16 protein-coding genes and 1 pseudogene are annotated in these 16,773 nt (G+C 67.3%); 10 read left to right on the forward strand and 7 right to left on the reverse strand.

The genetic code is table 11. The annotated features are described in order from the left end of the window. Positions 1-11 precede the first annotated feature (11 nt). The 3 genes from G6N66_RS04885 to G6N66_RS04895 all read left to right on the forward strand — a co-directional run bounded on the left by G6N66_RS04885 (position 12) and on the right by G6N66_RS04895 (position 2,482). Positions 12-1,076, forward strand: a complete 1,065-nt coding sequence (locus G6N66_RS04885) for a potassium channel family protein (protein ID WP_085231388.1) — start codon at positions 12-14, stop codon at positions 1,074-1,076. 5 nt (positions 1,077-1,081) lie between these two features. Further along, complete coding sequence (gene nudC, locus G6N66_RS04890) at positions 1,082-1,999, forward strand: NAD(+) diphosphatase (RefSeq protein ID WP_085231387.1); 918 nt, start codon at positions 1,082-1,084, stop codon at positions 1,997-1,999. Between the two features lie 72 nt (positions 2,000-2,071). Further along, positions 2,072-2,482 (forward strand): hypothetical protein, encoded by a 411-nt coding sequence (locus G6N66_RS04895; RefSeq protein ID WP_085231386.1) that lies wholly within the window; start codon positions 2,072-2,074, stop codon positions 2,480-2,482. 20 nt (positions 2,483-2,502) lie between these two features. Here the strand turns inward: G6N66_RS04895 and mrx1 are convergent, their stop codons facing one another. Beyond that, positions 2,503-2,757: a mycoredoxin Mrx1 gene (mrx1, locus tag G6N66_RS04900; RefSeq protein WP_085231385.1), complete on the reverse strand. Its 255-nt coding sequence runs from the start codon at positions 2,755-2,757 to the stop codon at positions 2,503-2,505. A gap of 105 nt (positions 2,758-2,862) precedes the next feature. Here mrx1 and G6N66_RS04905 point away from each other — a divergent pair, with 105 nt between their 5' ends. From G6N66_RS04905 to G6N66_RS04915, 3 genes are all read left to right on the forward strand, one after another. Next, a complete protein-coding gene (locus tag G6N66_RS04905; RefSeq protein ID WP_163645780.1) occupies positions 2,863-4,965 on the forward strand; it encodes an ATP-dependent DNA helicase UvrD2 in 2,103 nt (700 codons plus the stop codon). A gap of 103 nt (positions 4,966-5,068) precedes the next feature. After that, positions 5,069-5,209 carry a hypothetical protein gene (locus G6N66_RS04910; RefSeq protein ID WP_163645781.1) on the forward strand — a complete coding sequence of 47 codons (141 nt, stop codon included), beginning with the start codon at positions 5,069-5,071 and terminating at the stop codon, positions 5,207-5,209. 150 nt (positions 5,210-5,359) lie between these two features. Next, entirely contained in the window at positions 5,360-5,623 is a 264-nt protein-coding gene (locus G6N66_RS04915) for a WhiB family transcriptional regulator (protein WP_085231383.1), read from the forward strand. Here the strand turns inward: G6N66_RS04915 and G6N66_RS04920 are convergent. Genes G6N66_RS04920 through G6N66_RS04930 form a run of 3 tightly spaced genes read right to left on the reverse strand, consistent with a single transcriptional unit; the run spans position 5,620 to position 9,293 of the window. Beyond that, positions 5,620-6,969 carry a macrolide-binding ATPase MABP-1 gene (locus G6N66_RS04920; protein WP_085231382.1) on the reverse strand — a complete coding sequence of 450 codons (1,350 nt, stop codon included), beginning with the start codon at positions 6,967-6,969 and terminating at the stop codon, positions 5,620-5,622. The genes G6N66_RS04915 and G6N66_RS04920 overlap by 4 nt on opposite strands. 31 nt (positions 6,970-7,000) lie before the next feature. Beyond that, positions 7,001-7,846, reverse strand: a complete 846-nt coding sequence (locus G6N66_RS04925) for a cyclodehydratase (protein ID WP_085231554.1) — start codon at positions 7,844-7,846, stop codon at positions 7,001-7,003. 37 nt (positions 7,847-7,883) lie between these two features. Then, positions 7,884-9,293, reverse strand: a complete 1,410-nt coding sequence (locus G6N66_RS04930) for a zinc-dependent metalloprotease (RefSeq protein ID WP_163645947.1) — start codon at positions 9,291-9,293, stop codon at positions 7,884-7,886. Between the two features lie 76 nt (positions 9,294-9,369). Between G6N66_RS04930 and G6N66_RS04935 the strand changes: the two genes are divergently transcribed. From G6N66_RS04935 to G6N66_RS04950, 4 genes are all read left to right on the forward strand, one after another. Further along, positions 9,370-10,392 carry a YlbL family protein gene (locus G6N66_RS04935; protein WP_085231380.1) on the forward strand — a complete coding sequence of 341 codons (1,023 nt, stop codon included), beginning with the start codon at positions 9,370-9,372 and terminating at the stop codon, positions 10,390-10,392. Positions 10,393-10,442: 50 nt separating this feature from the next. Continuing rightward, positions 10,443-13,430 carry a UPF0182 family protein gene (locus G6N66_RS04940; RefSeq protein ID WP_085231379.1) on the forward strand — a complete coding sequence of 996 codons (2,988 nt, stop codon included), beginning with the start codon at positions 10,443-10,445 and terminating at the stop codon, positions 13,428-13,430. Positions 13,431-13,783: 353 nt separating this feature from the next. After that, on the forward strand, positions 13,784-14,434 hold the full coding sequence (locus G6N66_RS04945; RefSeq protein WP_085231553.1) for an HD domain-containing protein: 651 nt from the start codon (positions 13,784-13,786) through the stop codon (positions 14,432-14,434). Continuing rightward, positions 14,431-14,910, forward strand: coding sequence for a cupin domain-containing protein (locus G6N66_RS04950; protein ID WP_085231378.1), 480 nt, complete (start codon positions 14,431-14,433; stop codon positions 14,908-14,910). The genes G6N66_RS04945 and G6N66_RS04950 overlap by 4 nt, the downstream gene beginning before the upstream one ends. Here the strand turns inward: G6N66_RS04950 and G6N66_RS29965 are convergent. The 3 genes and pseudogenes from G6N66_RS29965 to G6N66_RS04965 form a co-directional block, all read right to left on the reverse strand. Continuing rightward, positions 14,802-15,050 (reverse strand): annotated as a pseudogene (locus G6N66_RS29965) (hypothetical protein); the annotation flags it as partial. The gene G6N66_RS04950 and the pseudogene G6N66_RS29965 overlap by 109 nt on opposite strands. 195 nt (positions 15,051-15,245) lie before the next feature. Continuing rightward, positions 15,246-15,977, reverse strand: coding sequence for a nitroreductase family protein (locus tag G6N66_RS04960; RefSeq protein WP_085231377.1), 732 nt, complete (start codon positions 15,975-15,977; stop codon positions 15,246-15,248). Positions 15,978-16,046: 69 nt separating this feature from the next. Further along, positions 16,047-16,751 carry an alpha/beta fold hydrolase gene (locus tag G6N66_RS04965; protein ID WP_263988159.1) on the reverse strand — a complete coding sequence of 235 codons (705 nt, stop codon included), beginning with the start codon at positions 16,749-16,751 and terminating at the stop codon, positions 16,047-16,049. Between the last annotated feature and the right edge of the window lie 22 nt (positions 16,752-16,773).

Here is a 16,773-nt window from a genome sequence, read left to right on the forward strand (position 1 = left end):
ACATAGGTGCCGTGCGCAGGGGTAGGTTGCTGAGCGGTCTCGATCAGACGCTGACCGCCAAACCCGGGCACCTGTTGGTCGGTGTGCTGCGCATCCCGGAAGACCCCGCCAGCCCCGTGCGGGTGATCACCCGCCGAATGGTGATCGCCGTGGCGGTGTTGTTCGCCGCGACCCTGTTCGTCTACCTGGACCGAGGCGGCTACCGCGATGTGCGCGGCGCCGACATCAGCTTCCTGGACTGCCTCTACTTCTCGGCGGTGTCGCTGTCGACGACCGGCTACGGCGACATCACCCCCTACAGCGAGGCCGCGCGTTTGATCAACACCCTGGTCTTTACGCCCCTGCGGATCGCCTTCCTGGCTGTGTTGGTGGGCACGACGCTCGAGGTGCTGTCCGAGCGGTCCCGGCAGGCATGGAAGATTCAGCGTTGGAGGAGCAGAGTGCGCAACCACACCGTCGTGATCGGCTATGGCACCAAGGGCAAGACCGCGGTCGCCGCCAGGCTCGCGGACGAGGAAGCCCAGGGCGAGATCGTCGTCGTCGACACCGATCGCACCGCGCTCGAACACGCCGCTACCGCCGGCCTGGTCACCGTGCACGGCGACGCCACCCGGTCCGACGTGCTGCGGTTGGCCGGCGCGCAGCACGCGGCCTCGATCATCGTCGCCACCAACCGCGACGACACCGCGGTCTTGGTGACGCTCACGGCCCGCGAGATTGCCCCCAAGGCCAAGATCGTGGCGTCGATCCGCGAGGCCGAGAACCAACACCTGCTGAAGCAGTCGGGCGCCGATTCGGTGGTGGTCTCCTCGGAGACCGCCGGTCGGCTGCTCGGCATTGCCACCACCACACCCAGCGTCGTGGAGATGATCGAGGATCTGCTGACGCCGCAGGCCGGGCTGGCGATTGCCGAACGCGAGGTGGAGGAGACCGAGATTGGCGGATCCCCGCGCCATCTGCGCGACATCGTGCTCGGTGTGGTGCGCGACGGCCACCTGCTGCGCATCGGTGCGCCCGAGGTGGACGCCATCGAGGCCACCGACCGGCTGCTCTACATCCGGCAGGCGGGACACTAGACCGCGTGGACTTCCAGCTGCGGTCCGTTCCGCTACTGTCGCGCGTCGGCGCCGACCGGGCCGATCAGGTGCGCACCGACGTCGACGCGGCCATCGCCGGTTGGGCGGATGCGGCGCTGTTGCGCGTCGATTCCCGCAATCAGGTGCTGGTCGCCAACGGCAGGGTGGTGCTCGGCTCCACGGCCGGGCTGGGCGACAAGCCGCCGCCGGACGCGGTGTTTCTGGGCCGCATCGAGGGCGGCCGGCATGTCTGGGGTATCCGGGGCGCGCTGGAAGCACCCGAGGGCGTCGAAACCGAGGTGCTCAACCTGCGCAGCCTCGGCCCGATCTTCGACGACACCAGCAGTCAGCTGGTGTCGTCGGCGATCGCGCTGCTGAATTGGCATGACAGCGCGCGATTTAGCGCGACGGACGGTTCGGCGACCAAGGCGTCCAGGGCCGGCTGGTCCCGCGTCAACCCGCTGACCGGTCACGAGGAGTTCCCGCGCATCGACCCGGCGGTGATCTGTCTGGTCCATGACGGCGGCGACCGCGCGGTGCTGGCCCGCCAGGCGGTGTGGCCCGAGCGGATGTTCTCGCTGCTGGCCGGGTTCGTCGAGGCCGGCGAGTCGTTCGAGGTCTGCGTCGCGCGCGAGATCCGCGAAGAGATCGGCCTGACCGTGCGCGATGTCCGCTATTTGGGCAGCCAGCCGTGGCCGTTCCCGCGCTCGCTGATGGTCGGCTTCCACGCCGTCGGTGACCCCGACGAGCCGTTCTCGTTCAACGACGGCGAGATCGCCGAGGCGGCGTGGTTCACCCGCGACGAGGTGCGCCAAGCGCTGGACGCCGGCGATTGGTCGAGCGCCTCAGAGTCGAAACTGCTACTGCCCGGATCGATTTCGATCGCCCGGGTGATCATCGAATCCTGGGCCGCCAGCGACTAGGTTGCTCGGGCGCCGACCCGCAAACGCGGTGGCTAGGGACCGCCCGGTGAACAAATGTAATACTCGCCGTTCATGAACAAGTTTGCGCTCGCAGCGCTGGGCATCGCCGCAGTTGCCTTCGCGGCACCCGCCCACGCCGACCTGCCGGGGATCGAACCGTTCGTCGGATCGTGGGCCGGGATGAAGCAGGCTCTTGTCATCGACGGCGGCGGCAACGGCCATTTCACCTACCCGGATTTCAATGCCTGCCCGGGCTGTCCGCCGGCCGCGGTGCGCCGATCCGTCGCCACCTTCGTGTTGACCTCCGTCTGGGGCGACACGGCCAACGGGAACATCCTCACCGACACCGGTCAGGGTGGTAACGCCGGGCCGATATCGGCCCGGCTGGTTCCGCAGCCTTTTGGGCCGACCATTCAACTGAATGCGGGCCCGGCAAGCGGCGTCTATTGCACCCCTGCCGCCGCGAAAAACTGTGGCGCGTGACAGCTCGCGCCAATTAGCAACTAGTCCGAATTCGCGGCCAGCTTCGCCTTGATCTCGGCCGCGCTCGGGTTGGTCAGCGTCGACCCGTCGGCGAACTTCACCGTCGGCACCACGTGGTTGCCGCCGTTCACCGAGCCGACGAATTCGGCGGCCGCGGGATCCTGTTCGATGTCGACCTCGTCGTAGGCGATCCCGCTCGCCTTCAGCGCTGTCTTGAGGCGATGGCAGTAGCCGCACCAGGGCGTGCTGTACATCGTGAGGGCAGCATTGGTCATAGCTCGATAACGTAGCCCGGTGACAATGCATCCCGTGCGGGGGGAGGGGATTCGCCGCGTGGCGCTGCACCAGATTTGTCGCCCGTCGCTGCCAAGATGGAGCCCATGCCGATGGTCGCCGACGCACTGACCGCCGGACTGGACGACGAGCAGCGCGAGGCCGTCCTGGCCGCGCGCGGACCGGTCTGCGTGCTCGCGGGAGCCGGGACGGGCAAGACCCGCACCATCACCGCGCGGATTGCTCAGCTCGTCGCGAGCGGTCACGTCGCCCCGGGTCAGGTGCTGGCGGTGACATTCACCCAGCGTGCTGCGGGTGAGATGCGCTCCCGGCTGCGGGCGCTGGAAGCCGCCGGAGGTGCGAGTCCGGGCATCGGCTCCGTGCAGGCGCTGACGTTTCACGCCGCGGCGCGCCGCCAGCTGCGGTACTTCTGGCCGCGGGTCATCGGCGACACCGGCTGGCAGTTGCTGGACAGCAAGTTCGCCGTCGTGGCCCGCGCCGCCAGCCGCTGCAGGCTGAACACCAGCACCGACGACGTGCGCGACCTGGCCGGCGAGATCGAGTGGGCCAAGGCCTCGCTGATCGGGCCCGAGCAGTACCCGGCCGCCGTGGCCGCCGCCGCGCGCGACATTCCGCTGGACGCCGAGAAGGTCGCGACCGTCTACGCGGCGTACGAGGCGCTGAAGGTTCGCGACGAATCGATCACCCTGCTCGACTTCGACGACCTGCTGCTGCACACCGCGGCCGCGATCGAAAACGACGCCGCCGTGGCCGAGGAGTTCCGCGACCGCTACCGCTGTTTCGTCGTCGACGAGTACCAGGACGTCACCCCGTTGCAGCAGCGGGTGCTCTCGGCCTGGCTGGGTGATCGGGATGACCTGACCGTCGTCGGCGACCCGAACCAGACCATCTACTCGTTCACCGGCGCCTCCCCGCGCTTTTTGCTCGATTTCTCGCGGCGGTTCCCGGACGCCACGGTGGTGCGCCTGGAGCGCGACTACCGATCCACCCCGCAGGTGGTGTCGTTGGCCAACCAGGTGATCGCCGCGGCGCGGGGCCGGGTCGCGGGCAGCAAGCTGCAACTGGTCGGCCAGCGCGAACCGGGTCCCGCCCCGTCGTTTCACGAGCATCCCGACGAACACGCCGAGGCCGCCGGGGTCGCGGCGGCGATCGCCCGGCTCATCGAATCCGGCACCCCGCCATCCGAGATCGCGGTGCTCTACCGGGTCAACGCCCAGTCCGAGGTGTACGAGGAGGCGCTGACCGAGGCGGGCATCGCCTACCAGGTGCGCGGCGGCGAGGGGTTTTTCAACCGCCAGGAGATCAAGCAGGCGATGTTGGCGCTGCAGCGTGCCGCCGAGCGCGGGGCTGAAGGACCACTGCCCGAGGTGGTGCGCGTCGTCCTGGAACCGCTGGGGCTGACCGCCGAGGAACCCGACGGCACACGCGCGCGGGAACGCTGGGAGGCGCTGACGGCCCTGGCCCAGCTGGTCGACGACGAAGTCGCCCAGCGTCCGCACCTGGACCTGCCCGGGCTGGTGGTCGAGCTGCGCACCCGGGCCGATTCACGGCACCCGCCGGTGGTGCAGGGCGTCACGCTGGCGTCGCTGCACGCCGCCAAGGGGCTGGAGTGGGACGCGGTGTTTTTGGTCGGCCTCGCCGACGGCACGCTGCCCATCTCGCACGCGTTGGCGCACGGCGCGGAAAGTGAACCCGTCGAGGAAGAGCGCCGACTGCTCTACGTCGGAATCACCAGGGCCCGAGTGCATTTGGCGCTCAGCTGGGCGTTGGCGCGCAGCCCCGGCGGGCGGCAGAGCCGCAAGCCGTCGCGGTTCCTCAACGGCATCGCGCCGCAGACCCGCCACGATCCGACGCAGGCCAAGTCCCGTCGCAGCCGGGGCACGCCGACGCGCTGCCGGATCTGCAACAACAACCTCACCACGCCGGCCGCGGTGATGCTGCGGCGCTGCGAAACCTGCGCCGGCGACGTCGACGACGAGTTGCTGCTGCAGCTCAAGGACTGGCGAACCGGCGTCGCGAAAGAACAGAACGTGCCGGCCTACATCGTGTTCAGCGACAACACCTTGATCGCGATCGCCGAGATGCGGCCCAACGACGACGCGGCCCTGATCGCGATCCCGGGCATCGGCGCCCGCAAGCTCGAGCAGTACGGTCCCGACGTGCTCGAGTTGGTCCGCGCCCGCGCCTGAATACCAAACGCGCAGGTCAGAAAATCGTTTGTCAGCAGCGGCTGCTACCATTTACCCTCGAAACCGCGTTCTTACCGGCCGTGTGTGAGAGGAGGGTGGCCAGATGATTAGTCGCAACGCGTTCGACGTAGCGGTGGCGGCCGCCCATCCCGCCCATGCCGCCGCCGCTATGCCGGCGGCCGCGGGTAAGCACCACGCCGCCGCCGCCGCGACTGACGCGTTCGTGGATCGGGGTTATCTGTAGCGCAGTAACCCCACATCAGATGGCCACGGACCCGAAGTCACCAGGATCCGTGGCGATAATTTTGGGAAGAATTCCGCCGAGAACACCTCCCGACCTGGTCCGGATCACCGAAAAGACAGCCACCCAGACCAGGAAGCAGGTGAAGCGGACATGTCGGCACCGACAGTCCCCGAGTTGCCATGTCACCTCGGCGAACCCGACCTGTGGTTCGCCGAGACCCCCGACGGCCTGGAGCGCGCCAAGGCGCTCTGCGCGAGCTGCCCGGTGCGGCGGCAGTGCCTGGCGGCCGCGCTGGAGCGCGCCGAGCCGTGGGGTGTGTGGGGCGGTGAGATCTTCGACCGCGGCTCGATCGTGAGCCACAAACGCCCGCGCGGCAGGCCGCGTAGGGACCGGAAAGAAGAGGTAGCGGCCTAGACGGCGGCGACGTCGGGCTCGGCGAAGCCGGGGACCAGGTCGATCATCAGCCGCCTGATCGGCACGTGCGCGTCCAGCTGGCAGAGGATCGCCGACACCGACGCGATCACGCGCATCGGGATGATCAGTTTGGGCGGGAGGTCCATCTGCCGCGCCGCCTTGAGCTGCGCCATCGAGCGTTCGATACCCATCTGGGCCACGGTCATTTTCTGCAGCCACTTGCGGGTGTAGTGGAACACCTCGACCTCGATGGGTTCGACGTATTGGCGCAGCATCTCCTCGATTTCGCGCACCGATACCTGTTGGCCGCGTTGAATGAACCCGGCCTTCTCCATGGTCGGCATCAGCAGGTCATAGTCCTTGTCGCGGGCCAGCCGGATGGCCGTGCCCAGCTCGATCGGCAGGCCGTCCGACAGGGGCGCGACCGCACCGAAGTCGATGACGCCCATTCGGCCGTCGGGCAGCAGCATGAAGTTCCCGGGGTGGGCGTCGCCGTGCATCAGGCCCAGCCGGCTGGGCGCGTCGAAGGTGAGTTCCAGCAGGCGCGTGCCCATCAGGTCGCGCTGTTCGGTGGTTCCGTTGCGAATGATTTCGGCCAGCGGAATGCCCTGGATCCATTCCTGGATCACCACCTTCGGTGCGCTGGCCACGATGCGTGGCACGCCGAAGTGCGGGTGCCCCCGATACGCCTTGGCGAAGGCGCGCTGGTTGTCGGCCTCCAGCCGGTAGTCGAGTTCCATCTCGGTGCGCTCGATCAGCTCGTCGACCACGCCTTGGATGTCGGCGCCCGGGTTGAGCTGTTTGAACACCCCGACCATGCGGGTCATGGTCTTCAGGTCGGCCCGCAACGCCTCGTCGGCACCCGGGTACTGGATCTTGACCGCGACCTCGCGACCGTCGGACCACACCGCCTTGTGCACCTGGCCGATGCTGGCCGAGGCCACCGGGGTGTCGTCGAAGGAGCTGAACCGGGTGCGCCACTTGGTGCCCAGCTGCGCGTCGAGCACCCGGTGCACCTTGGCCGCGGGCAGCGGTGGAGCGTCCTTCTGCAGCTTGGTCAGGGCCTCGCGGTAGGGCTCGCCGAACTGCTCGGGGATCGCGGCCTCCATCACCGACAAGGCCTGGCCGACCTTCATCGCCCCGCCCTTGAGCTCGCCCAGGACGGTGAACAACTGATTGGCGGCCTTTTCCAGCAGCTCGGCCTGGACCTCGTCCTTGGACTTGCCGGCCAGCCGTTTGCCGACCCCGAGCGCCGCCCGGCCGGCGAAGCCGACCGGGATACTGGCCAGCTTCGCGTTGCGCGCCGCGCGGCCACGTTTGATCTCTGACACATGCCTATTGTCCATGACGGTCGGCGCCCTTTGAGCGTGAATCGCGTCAACACGAGCACAACGGGTGTCTGCTCCACGGCCGCGCGACGATCGAACCCGCGTTGAGATCGAACTCAAGCGTCGCGTTCAGCGCCGCCGGCGGCCCGGGATCGGGCACCGCCTCCTGCCCGCGCACGGCGGCGATCACCCGATTCACCTGGCTGAGCGCCAGCGCCGCCGTCGCCAGCATGGTGGCGCGGTCAGCCACCCCGACGGCGTCGCGAAGCTGCGCGGCGATGGCCGGCCACGCGGCGTCGCGGTCGCTGCGGTGCAAATCGGCGCAGGCCAAACAACTGGTCACGCCGGGGATGACGAGTGGCCCCACCAGCCCGATGCCGTCACGCACCCGGACCGGGAGATGCGGGACGCCCTGGCTGTGCAGGTCGCGGACCATGCGCGGGTCGGCGACGAGGGAGTCGGACAGGATCACCAGATCGACGGCGGCCGACGTGACCGCGGCGTGCGGCTGGCTGCTCTGCGTGACCCGGGCACCCGAGCCGCGCAATCCGTCGACGAGCAGGTCAGACAGCGGGCCGCGACCGTGCACCCGGATCGACGCGGCACGGCCGCCGGACTGGCGGCGTCCGCGGGTCGCGACCCCGGCGCCCACCAGCTGCCTGACGAGGTCGGCCAGGTCGTCGTCGGCTACCGACTGGTGGCGCAGCTCGGTGAGCGACGTCGGTGAGCGCATCGACCGCAGCAGCGCGGCCAGCTCGGCCGCCGTCAGGCCCGACGGCGGGCGCACGAGCACCGCCCGGCGCGGGTCCCAGCCCACCTGGACCGCGCCGTCGGGCCGCAGCAACACCGGCATGGCCGGGTCCAGCGCATAGAGGGAAAGCGCGGTGCCCGGCATGAGCTGAAACTGTGCCACGCCGGGGCGGAAGCCCCGATCAGTTATCCACAGGCCCGCCGGGGCCGGGGTCTTCCCGGTCGCCGTCTCGCTCGAGCTGGGCGATCGCCTCGTCCAGACCGCTGGTGTCGCCGCCGATGACCCGGTCGATGAAGCCGGCCGGATCGTCGAGATCGTCCGCGGCGGGCAGCAGATCCGGGTGTTGCCAGATGGCGTCGCGCGCGTCGGCGCCGGCGGCCTGGGTCAGGCGCTCCCACAGCGCCGCGGCCTCGCGCATCTTGCGGGGCCGCAGCTCCAGGCCGACCAGCGTGGCGAACGTCTGCTCGGCCGGGCCGCCGCTGGCCCTCCGCCGCCGCAGGGTCTCGCCCAGCGCGGCCGCGCCCGGAATCCGCTCGCCCAGGGCTGCGGTGACCACGACCTGCACCCAGCCCTCGATCAGCGCGAGCAGCGTTTCCAGCCGTTCCAGCGCCTGGGTCTGCGCCGGCGTCGCCTTGGGCTCGAATACGCCCTGGCCGAGCAGGTTCTCGATGGCGGCCGGGTCCGACAGCGAGGCCGGATTGAAGTCGCGGGCGAGTTCCTCGATCCCCGACATATCGATCTTCATGCCCTTGGCGTAGGCCTCGACGGCGCCCAGCAGCTGACTGGACAGCCACGGCACGTGACTGAACAGCCGGTGGTGCGCGGCCTCCCGGGCGGCCAGGAACGTCAGGATCTCGCTGCGCGGCTGCTCGAGCCCGGAGGCGAAGGAGTCCAGGGCGTCGGGCATGATCGCGGCCACCCCTTTGGGGCCCAACGGCAGACCGATGTCGGTGGAGGTCACCACCTCGCGGGACAGCCGGCCCAGTGCCTGACCGAGCTGGGAGCCGAACGCCATGCCGCCCATCTGCGACATCATCGACAGCAGCGGGCCGGCCATGGTCTTGGCCTCCTCGGGCAGCGATCCCGCCCACACCGTGGAGATCTGCTCGGCCATCGGATCGCACAGCCGCTGCCAGGTGGCCATGGTGTTGTTCACCCAGTCGTCGGGGCTCCAGCCTTCCGCCTTGTGCGTGCCCGCCGGCAGGGCGGTGGCGCCGTCCAGCCAGGTCTCGGCGAGGTGCACCGCGTCGTTGATCGCCGCGTGCGTGGTCGCCGGGATCGGCGCGACGAACCCGATGGAATTCGACGCGACCCGCTTGGCCAGGTCGTAGTTGATCGGCCCGGACTGTGTGCCCGGCACTCCCCCTGCCATGGCGTTGCCCGCGTTGCTGAACATCTGACCCAGCTGGGTGAAGATCTGCCCCAAATCGCCCATGCCGAAGTCGCCGCTGATGCCGAACGCGGCCAGCGGGTCGGACGGATCGTTCTTGCCGGGCTTGTCGCGGCCCGACTCGTCTTTGGAGGAGTCGTCTCCCCGAGACGAATCGGAGAAGCCGAAAGGCGGGTCAGCCATAACGTCAACGGTACCCACCGGCGGAACAGATCGCGCGGTCTCGGTCACGCTCTCAGCTGAACCGGGCCGGGCCGGTCCGTCTAGTGTTAGCGGCGTGAACAGGCGGATTCTGACGTTGATGGTCGCGCTGGCACCCGTCCTGGTTTTCGGCGTGTTGCTCGCGGTGGTCACCGTGCCCTTTGTGTCGCTGGGCCCGGGCCCCACCTTTGACACGTTGGGTGAGGTGGACGGCAAGCAGGTGGTCGCGATCCAGGGCACCCAGACCCATCCCACATCGGGCCACCTCAACATGACCACGGTGTCCCAGCGTGACGATCTGACGTTGGGGGAGGCGCTCACGCTGTGGCTGTCCGGCCAGGAACAGCTGATGCCCCGCGATCTGGTCTACCCGCCGGGGAAGTCGCGCGAGGAGGTCGACAAGGCCAATAACACCGATTTCAAGAACTCCGAGGACAGCGCCGAGTACGCGGCCTTGGGGTATTTGAAGTACCCGTCGGCCGTGACCGCCGCGACAGTCAACGACCCCGGTCCGTCAGTCGGCAAGCTCAAAGCCGGTGACGCCTTGGACATGGTCGACGGGCACCCGGTGGCCAACGTCGAGCAGTTCACCGACTACCTGAAGAAGACCAAGCCCGGGCAGGTGGTCACCATCGACTACCGGCGCAAGAACGAACCGGCCGGAACCACACAGATCACGTTGGGCAGCAACAAAGATCGCGACTACGGCTACATGGGCGTCGCGGTGCTGGACGCGCCGTGGGCGCCGTTCAGCGTGGACTTCAACCTGGCCAACGTGGGCGGGCCCTCGGCGGGATTGATGTTCAGCCTGGCGGTCGTCGACAAGCTCACCACCGGTGACTTGGCGGGATCGACGTTCGTCGCGGGCACCGGCACGATCAGCGTCGACGGCAAGGTGGGACCCATTGGCGGCATCGGACACAAGATGGCCGCCGCCCGGTCGGCCGGCGCCACGGTGTTCTTGGTGCCGGCCAAGAACTGCTATGAGGCCACCTCCAATCGCCAGGCCGGCTTGCGGCTGGTGAAAGTCGAGACCCTCGGCCAAGCGGTGGACGCGCTGCACGCGGTGACGTCCGGCGGACAGCCGCCGAGTTGTTAGCCCGTGCGTAGAGTTGTGATCGTCTACACATCGAGCAGGGAGCGTAGCTAGTGGGGATGCGGCCCACCGCGAGGATGCCGAAACTGACTCGGCGTAGCCGGATTCTGATCCTGATCGCACTCGGTGTGATCGTCTTGTTGCTTGCGGGTCCGCGATTGATCGACGCGTACGTGGACTGGCTGTGGTTCGGTGAGTTGGGTTACCGCTCGGTGTTCACCACCGTGCTGGTGACCCGCATCGTGGTGTTCCTGGTGGCCGGGATCCTGGTGGGCGGCATCGTGTTCGCCGGGATGGCGCTGGCCTATCGCACCCGGCCGGTCTTCGTGCCGAGTAGCGACAGCGACCCGGTGGCACGGTATCGCGCGTTGGTGATGTCGCGGCTGCGACTGCTCGGCATCGGGATCCCGGCCGCGATCGGGTTGCTGGCCGGCGTGGTGGCGCAGAGCTATTGGGTGCGAATCCAGCTGTTCTTGCACGGCGGCACCTTCGGGATACGCGATCCGCAGTTCGGCAAGGACCTCGGTTTCTACGCGTTCGAGTTGCCGTTCTACCGGCTGGTGCTCAGCTACCTGTTCATCGCGGCGTTCCTCGCCTTCATGGCGAACCTGGTGGCGCACTACATCTTTGGTGGTATCCGGCTGTCGGGACGCGCCGGCGCGCTGAGCCGCTCGGCGCGCATTCAGCTGGTCACCGCGGTAGGTGTCCTGGTGCTGCTCAAGGCCATCGCCTATTGGCTGGATCGCTACGAGCTGCTCTCGCATACCCGTGGCGGCAAGCCGTTCACCGGCGCCGGCTACACCGACATCAACGCCGTGCTCCCAGCCAAGCTGATCCTGATGGCGATCGCACTGATCTGCGCCGGCGCGGTGTTCTCCGCGATCACCTTGCGGGACTTGCGGATTCCGGCCATCGGCCTGGTGCTGCTGCTGTTGTCGTCGCTGATCGTGGGCGCGGGCTGGCCGTTGATCGTCGAGCAGATCAGCGTCAAGCCCGATGCCGCGCGCAAGGAAAGCGAGTACATCAGTCGAAGTATCCTCGCGACACGGCAGGCCTACGGCCTCACCGAAGACGTGGTGAGCTACCGCAATTACAACGGCGACGCGCCGGCGACCGCCCAGCAGGTCGCCACCGACCGCGCCACCACCTCGAACATCCGGCTGCTCGACCCGACGATCATCAGCCCGACGTTCACCCAGTTCCAGCAGGGCAAGAACTTCTACTACTTCCCCGACCAGCTGTCCATCGACCGCTACGTGGACCGCAACGGCGCGCTGCGCGACTACGTCGTGGCCGCCCGCGAACTCAACCCGGACCGGCTGATCGACAACCAACGCGACTGGATCAACCGGCATACCGTCTACACCCACGGCAACGGCTTCATCGCCTCCCCGGCCAACACCGTGCGCGGTATCGCCAACGACCCGAACCAAAACGGCGGGTATCCCCAGTTTCTGGTCAACGTCGTCGGCGCCAACGGCGGGGTGGTTTCCGACGGGCCGGCGCCGCTGGAGCAGCCGCGGGTCTACTTCGGCCCGGTGATCTCGAATACCTCGGCCGACTATGCGATCGTCGGCAAGAACGGCGACGACCGCGAATACGACTACGAAACCAACACCGACACCAAGCGCTACACCTACGGCGGCAGCGGCGGCGTCCCGATCGGCAACTGGTTGTCCCGCAGCGTGTTCGCGGCGAAGTTCGCCGAGCGAAACTTCTTGTTCTCCACGGTGATTGGCTCCAACAGCAAGATCTTGTTCAACCGCGATCCCGCGCAGCGCGTGGAAGCGGTGGCGCCGTGGCTGACCACCGACAGCGCGGTGTACCCGGCGATCGTCAACAAGCGGTTGGTGTGGATCCTCGACGGCTACACCACGCTGGACAACTACCCGTATTCCGAGTTGACCTCGCTGTCCTCCGCCACAGCGGATTCCACCGAAGTGGCGTTCAACCGGCTGGCTCCCGACAAGCAGGTCTCCTACATCCGCAACTCGGTGAAGGCCACGGTGGACGCCTACGACGGCACCGTCACGCTCTACCAGCAAGACGAACAGGATCCGGTGCTCAAGGCCTGGATGCGGGTGTTCCCCGGCACGGTCAAGCCGAAGAGCGACATCACCCCCGAACTCGCCGAGCATCTGCGCTACCCCGAGGACATGTTCAAGGTGCAGCGCATGCTGTTGGCCAAGTACCACGTCAACGACCCGGTGACGTTCTTCAACACCTCGGATTTCTGGGACGTGCCGCTGGACCCGAACCCGACGGCCAGCAGCTACCAACCGCCCTACTACATCGTGGCGAAAAACATTCTCAAGAACGACAATTCGGCGTCGTATCAGCTGACCAGCGCGATGAACAGGTTCAAGCGCGACTACCTGGCCGCCTACATCAGTGCCAGCTCCGATCCCGCGACCTACGGCAAGATCACGGTGTTGACCATTCCCGGCAACGTCAACGGCCCGAAGCTGGCCAACAACGCGATCACCACCGATCCCGACGTGTCCACCGACCTCGGTCAGATCGGGCGGGACAACCAAAACCGGATCAAGTGGGGCAACCTGCTGACCCTGCCGGTGGCGCAGGGCGGGCTGCTCTACGTCGAACCCGTCTACGCGTCGCCGGGGGCCAGCGACGCCGCGTCGAGCTACCCGCGGCTGATCCGGGTGGCGATGATGTACAACGACAAGATCGGCTACGGCCCCACCGTGGGGGATGCCCTCACCAAGCTGTTCGGGCCCGGCGCGGCGGCCGCCGCGACCGGAATCGAGCCCACCGACGCCGGCGCCCCGCCGAACGCGGGCCCGCCCGCGACCCCCCCGGCGCCGGCCGCCGGGCCGGGTGCACCGGCCCCGCCGTCGGCCGTGCCGCCGGCTCCCGACGCGGCGGCCACCCTGTCGCCGGCCAAAGCCGCTGCGCTGCAAGAGGTTCAGGCGGCGATCAGCGCCGCGCGCGACGCGCAGAAGAAGGGCGACTTCGCCGCGTACGGTTCGGCGCTGCAGCGGCTCGACGACGCCATCACCAAGTTCAACAACACCAAGTAGGCCTCGAACCAGAACCCGCGAGCGTGCGTGTCTGCGCAGCAACACGCCGTAAACCCTGACAATTCGTGCACGCTCGGTGGCGTTGTAGCGCACGCTGTCACCGCTGGCGACCATGACGGTATCGGCGGATTCGACTATCGCGGTCGTCACATCGCGCCCGCCGACCGATGCGATCTGCGGCGAATAGAGTTCCCGCCGAAGCGGTTGGCTTCGGCGAAGACCTCAGCGGTCCCGCCGCATCTTAGGCGACGCGGATGTCGCAATTTGTGGAAAGGATGGCGCTAACAGCAGCCGTTGGATATCCCACCACCCCGCAAACTAACAACACAGACCAACTCAAGGAGAACGAGACCATGGCCACCCAGTCGATCGACTCCATCGCCGGCATCGCCATACCCGACACCGCACTGGTACATGAGATCACCGAGTTCATCCGCGACGCCGAAGACGACTTGCTTTTCGACCATTCCCGCCGGGTGTTCCTATTTGGTGTGCTACAGGGTCAGCGCCGCGGCCTGCAACCGGACCTGGAGTTGCTTTATGCCGGAGCGATGTTTCATGACCTGGGGCTTACCCGGCGCTACCGCACCTCCGCGCTGCGCTTCGAGGTAGACAGTGCCAATGCGGCGCGCGAGTTCTTGCTGCAACATGGCCGCGACAAGGCCGACGCCGACAAGGTGTGGCTGGGCATCGCGTTGCACACGACTCCCGGAATACCCGAGTTCCTCGAACCCGAAATTGCCCTGGTCACAGCTGGTGTCGAAACCGACGTGCTGGGAATTGGCCGTGATGACCTTTCCCCAGAAGCCCTTGCCGCAGTCCTTGCTGCCCATCCGCGCCCGGATTTCAAGCGGCGCATCCTGGCCGCCTTCAACGACGGAATGAAGCACCGCCCGCACAGCACCTTTGGCACGGTCAATGCCGACGTGCTGCAGCACTTCGACCCCACCTTCGACCGCGACAACTTCGTCGACATCATCCTCGGCAACACCTGGCCCGAATGAGCGGTCCCACTGCACGATCTATCGTTTTCGGGGTCATTGTCGACTTCATAACGCCGCATGACGACGATCGGGTATGCGTGATGCGCGCAAGCATGCCGCCCGGGGTGACGGTGCCCCTGCACAGTCACGACGACTTTGAGGATTTCTACATCCTCGCCGGCAGTTACCAGATCCTTGTCGAAGGCGACGACGGCATGGAATGGCGCGATGCCCACGCTGGCGAATACGTCCGGGTTCCGGGCGGCGCCCCTCATGCGCTGCGCAACGTTTCCGAAGAAACTGCCGTCGACCTGATCATCACGACGGCGCGCGTGGGCGATTTCTTTCGGGAGGTGGGCCGGCCCGTTGGCTCCCCGCCACCCACTGCTCAAGACATGGCGGACTTTGCCGCGACCGCGAGCCGGTACGGATACTGGTTGGCCACGCCCGAAGAAAACGCGGCGGTCGGGATAACCGCATCGATACTTACGACGTGACGGGGCCACCCAACGGCGCCTTCCTCTCGCGTCGCGCCGCGGTACGATTTCGTCGTTTGGAGGACCCCTCGCGACCAGGCCATCACATTGATGCTGGACCCGCCGCCCAGCACCTTTCCCATGGACCTGATCAACGCGCGCAAAGCTCTGTGCTACGCATCGGGATCGGCCCCAACTCTGCCGGCCAACTCATCGAGCGGCAGCGGTCCGGCGGCGAGCGTATCCGCCACGCCCGGATCGGCCACCCCGGTTATCGTCTGGGCGACCTACGCGCCGAGCAGCACTCCTGCATCACCTTGGCGGGACCAGCTGTCCGTCGGTCGAATGATGGTGTGTCAGAAATTGTCACGGGTTCCCTTTCCGGTGGCTGGGACGAAGCGGCGGTAGTCCTCGGGCGCTGCAGCAGCACTCGGCCACAGCGGTTGCGGCACTGTTACGCCGAATGGCGCACCCCAATGGTTGCGCGATGAGACCTCGTGCACGGGATGGCGGTTGGCAGCCACGCCCCACCTGCCCAGCGGATAACCGAAGGCCACCACGGCCGACATCGTCCAGCCCTGCTCAACCGGCACCCCTAGTAATTTGTTGACCGTATCGGGGAAGTAGCGCAACAGCGTCGTCATGACACCGCCGACGCCTTCGGCGCGTGCGGCGAGCAGGGCACTCCAGATCGCCGGAAAGATGTTGGCACCGCCATGGTCGTCGATGGCGAAAACGAATAGCAGCAACGGGACCTCGTCGAAGTGATCGGCGAGATAGTTCCCCGACCGGATAACCTGGCGCAGCGTCTCGGCGTAGGCAGCACGATCCCTGCCCGGCGCCGGCAGGGCCATGGTTCCGGTCTCGAATTCTCGGTGCTCGAATTCCCGGCCGCGCCGATACAGCTCGGCGAACTGGCGTTTGAGTTCCGGGTCGTCGACGACCAGGAAATGCCAGCGCTGCGTGTTGCCGCCGTTGGGGGCACGGATCGCCGCATCGAGGATCCGGCTCTGGGTCCCCAGTGGAATCGGATCCGGTCGCATCCGCCGCATCGTCCTGGTGGTGTAGAGCGCTTCGTAAATGTCCATCAATCATCTCCCGATAGAACAACGACTTCGACGGATCACGCCGTCAGTCCCCAAGAGCGGCAAGGCCGTTCAGGTCGCCAAAATCGCCTTGGCCACCTCGTCGGGGTGGGTCAGCATGCTGACATGCGTGCCCGGGACGAACTCGGGTGCAACGCCGAGCCGGGCGGCGAATCCGGCCGCCGGAAACGGCAGCGCATGATCGCGGTCACTGGCGATATACGCGGTGTCGACACCAAGGGTCGCCACGTCGACGTCGAGAGTGTCAAGGAAGTAACGACCGGGCTGCGGGGTCATCAGTTCGGCCACCATTCGCTGCAGCGCGGGCGCAACGCCCTGCATTAACATCCGCTCGACGAATTCCAGCGCGGGCGTGACGGCGCCGACGGGCGATTCGCCGATCAACCGCAGCGTTAACTCACGCCTGTCGGGGTCGTCATCGATTACCGACCCACCAACAGCCGGCACGAGCCCGTTGAAGTAGACAACCTTGCTTACCCGCGTGGCGAGCAGGTGCGCCGCGCCCGTGGCGGGATAGCCGCCCCAACTGTGCGCCACCAGGGTCACGTTGTCGAGGTCGCGGCGGCGCACCTCGTTGACGACGTGACCGATCGCGTCTTTGAGGACGAGACCCGACGGATCATCGCCGTCGCCCAGACCGGGCAGCGTCAACGTGATCGCCCGATGGCCCGCTGCGCGAAGTCGCTTAGCCACCGGTAACCAAGACCACGCCCCTTGCCAGGCACCCGGAATCAGCACGTATGTCGACGTTTGCATCGCAGTATCCCCTTGGGTAGCA

This window comes from Mycobacterium conspicuum (genome assembly GCF_010730195.1).
In the GTDB taxonomy this organism is placed as follows: domain Bacteria; phylum Actinomycetota; class Actinomycetes; order Mycobacteriales; family Mycobacteriaceae; genus Mycobacterium; species Mycobacterium conspicuum.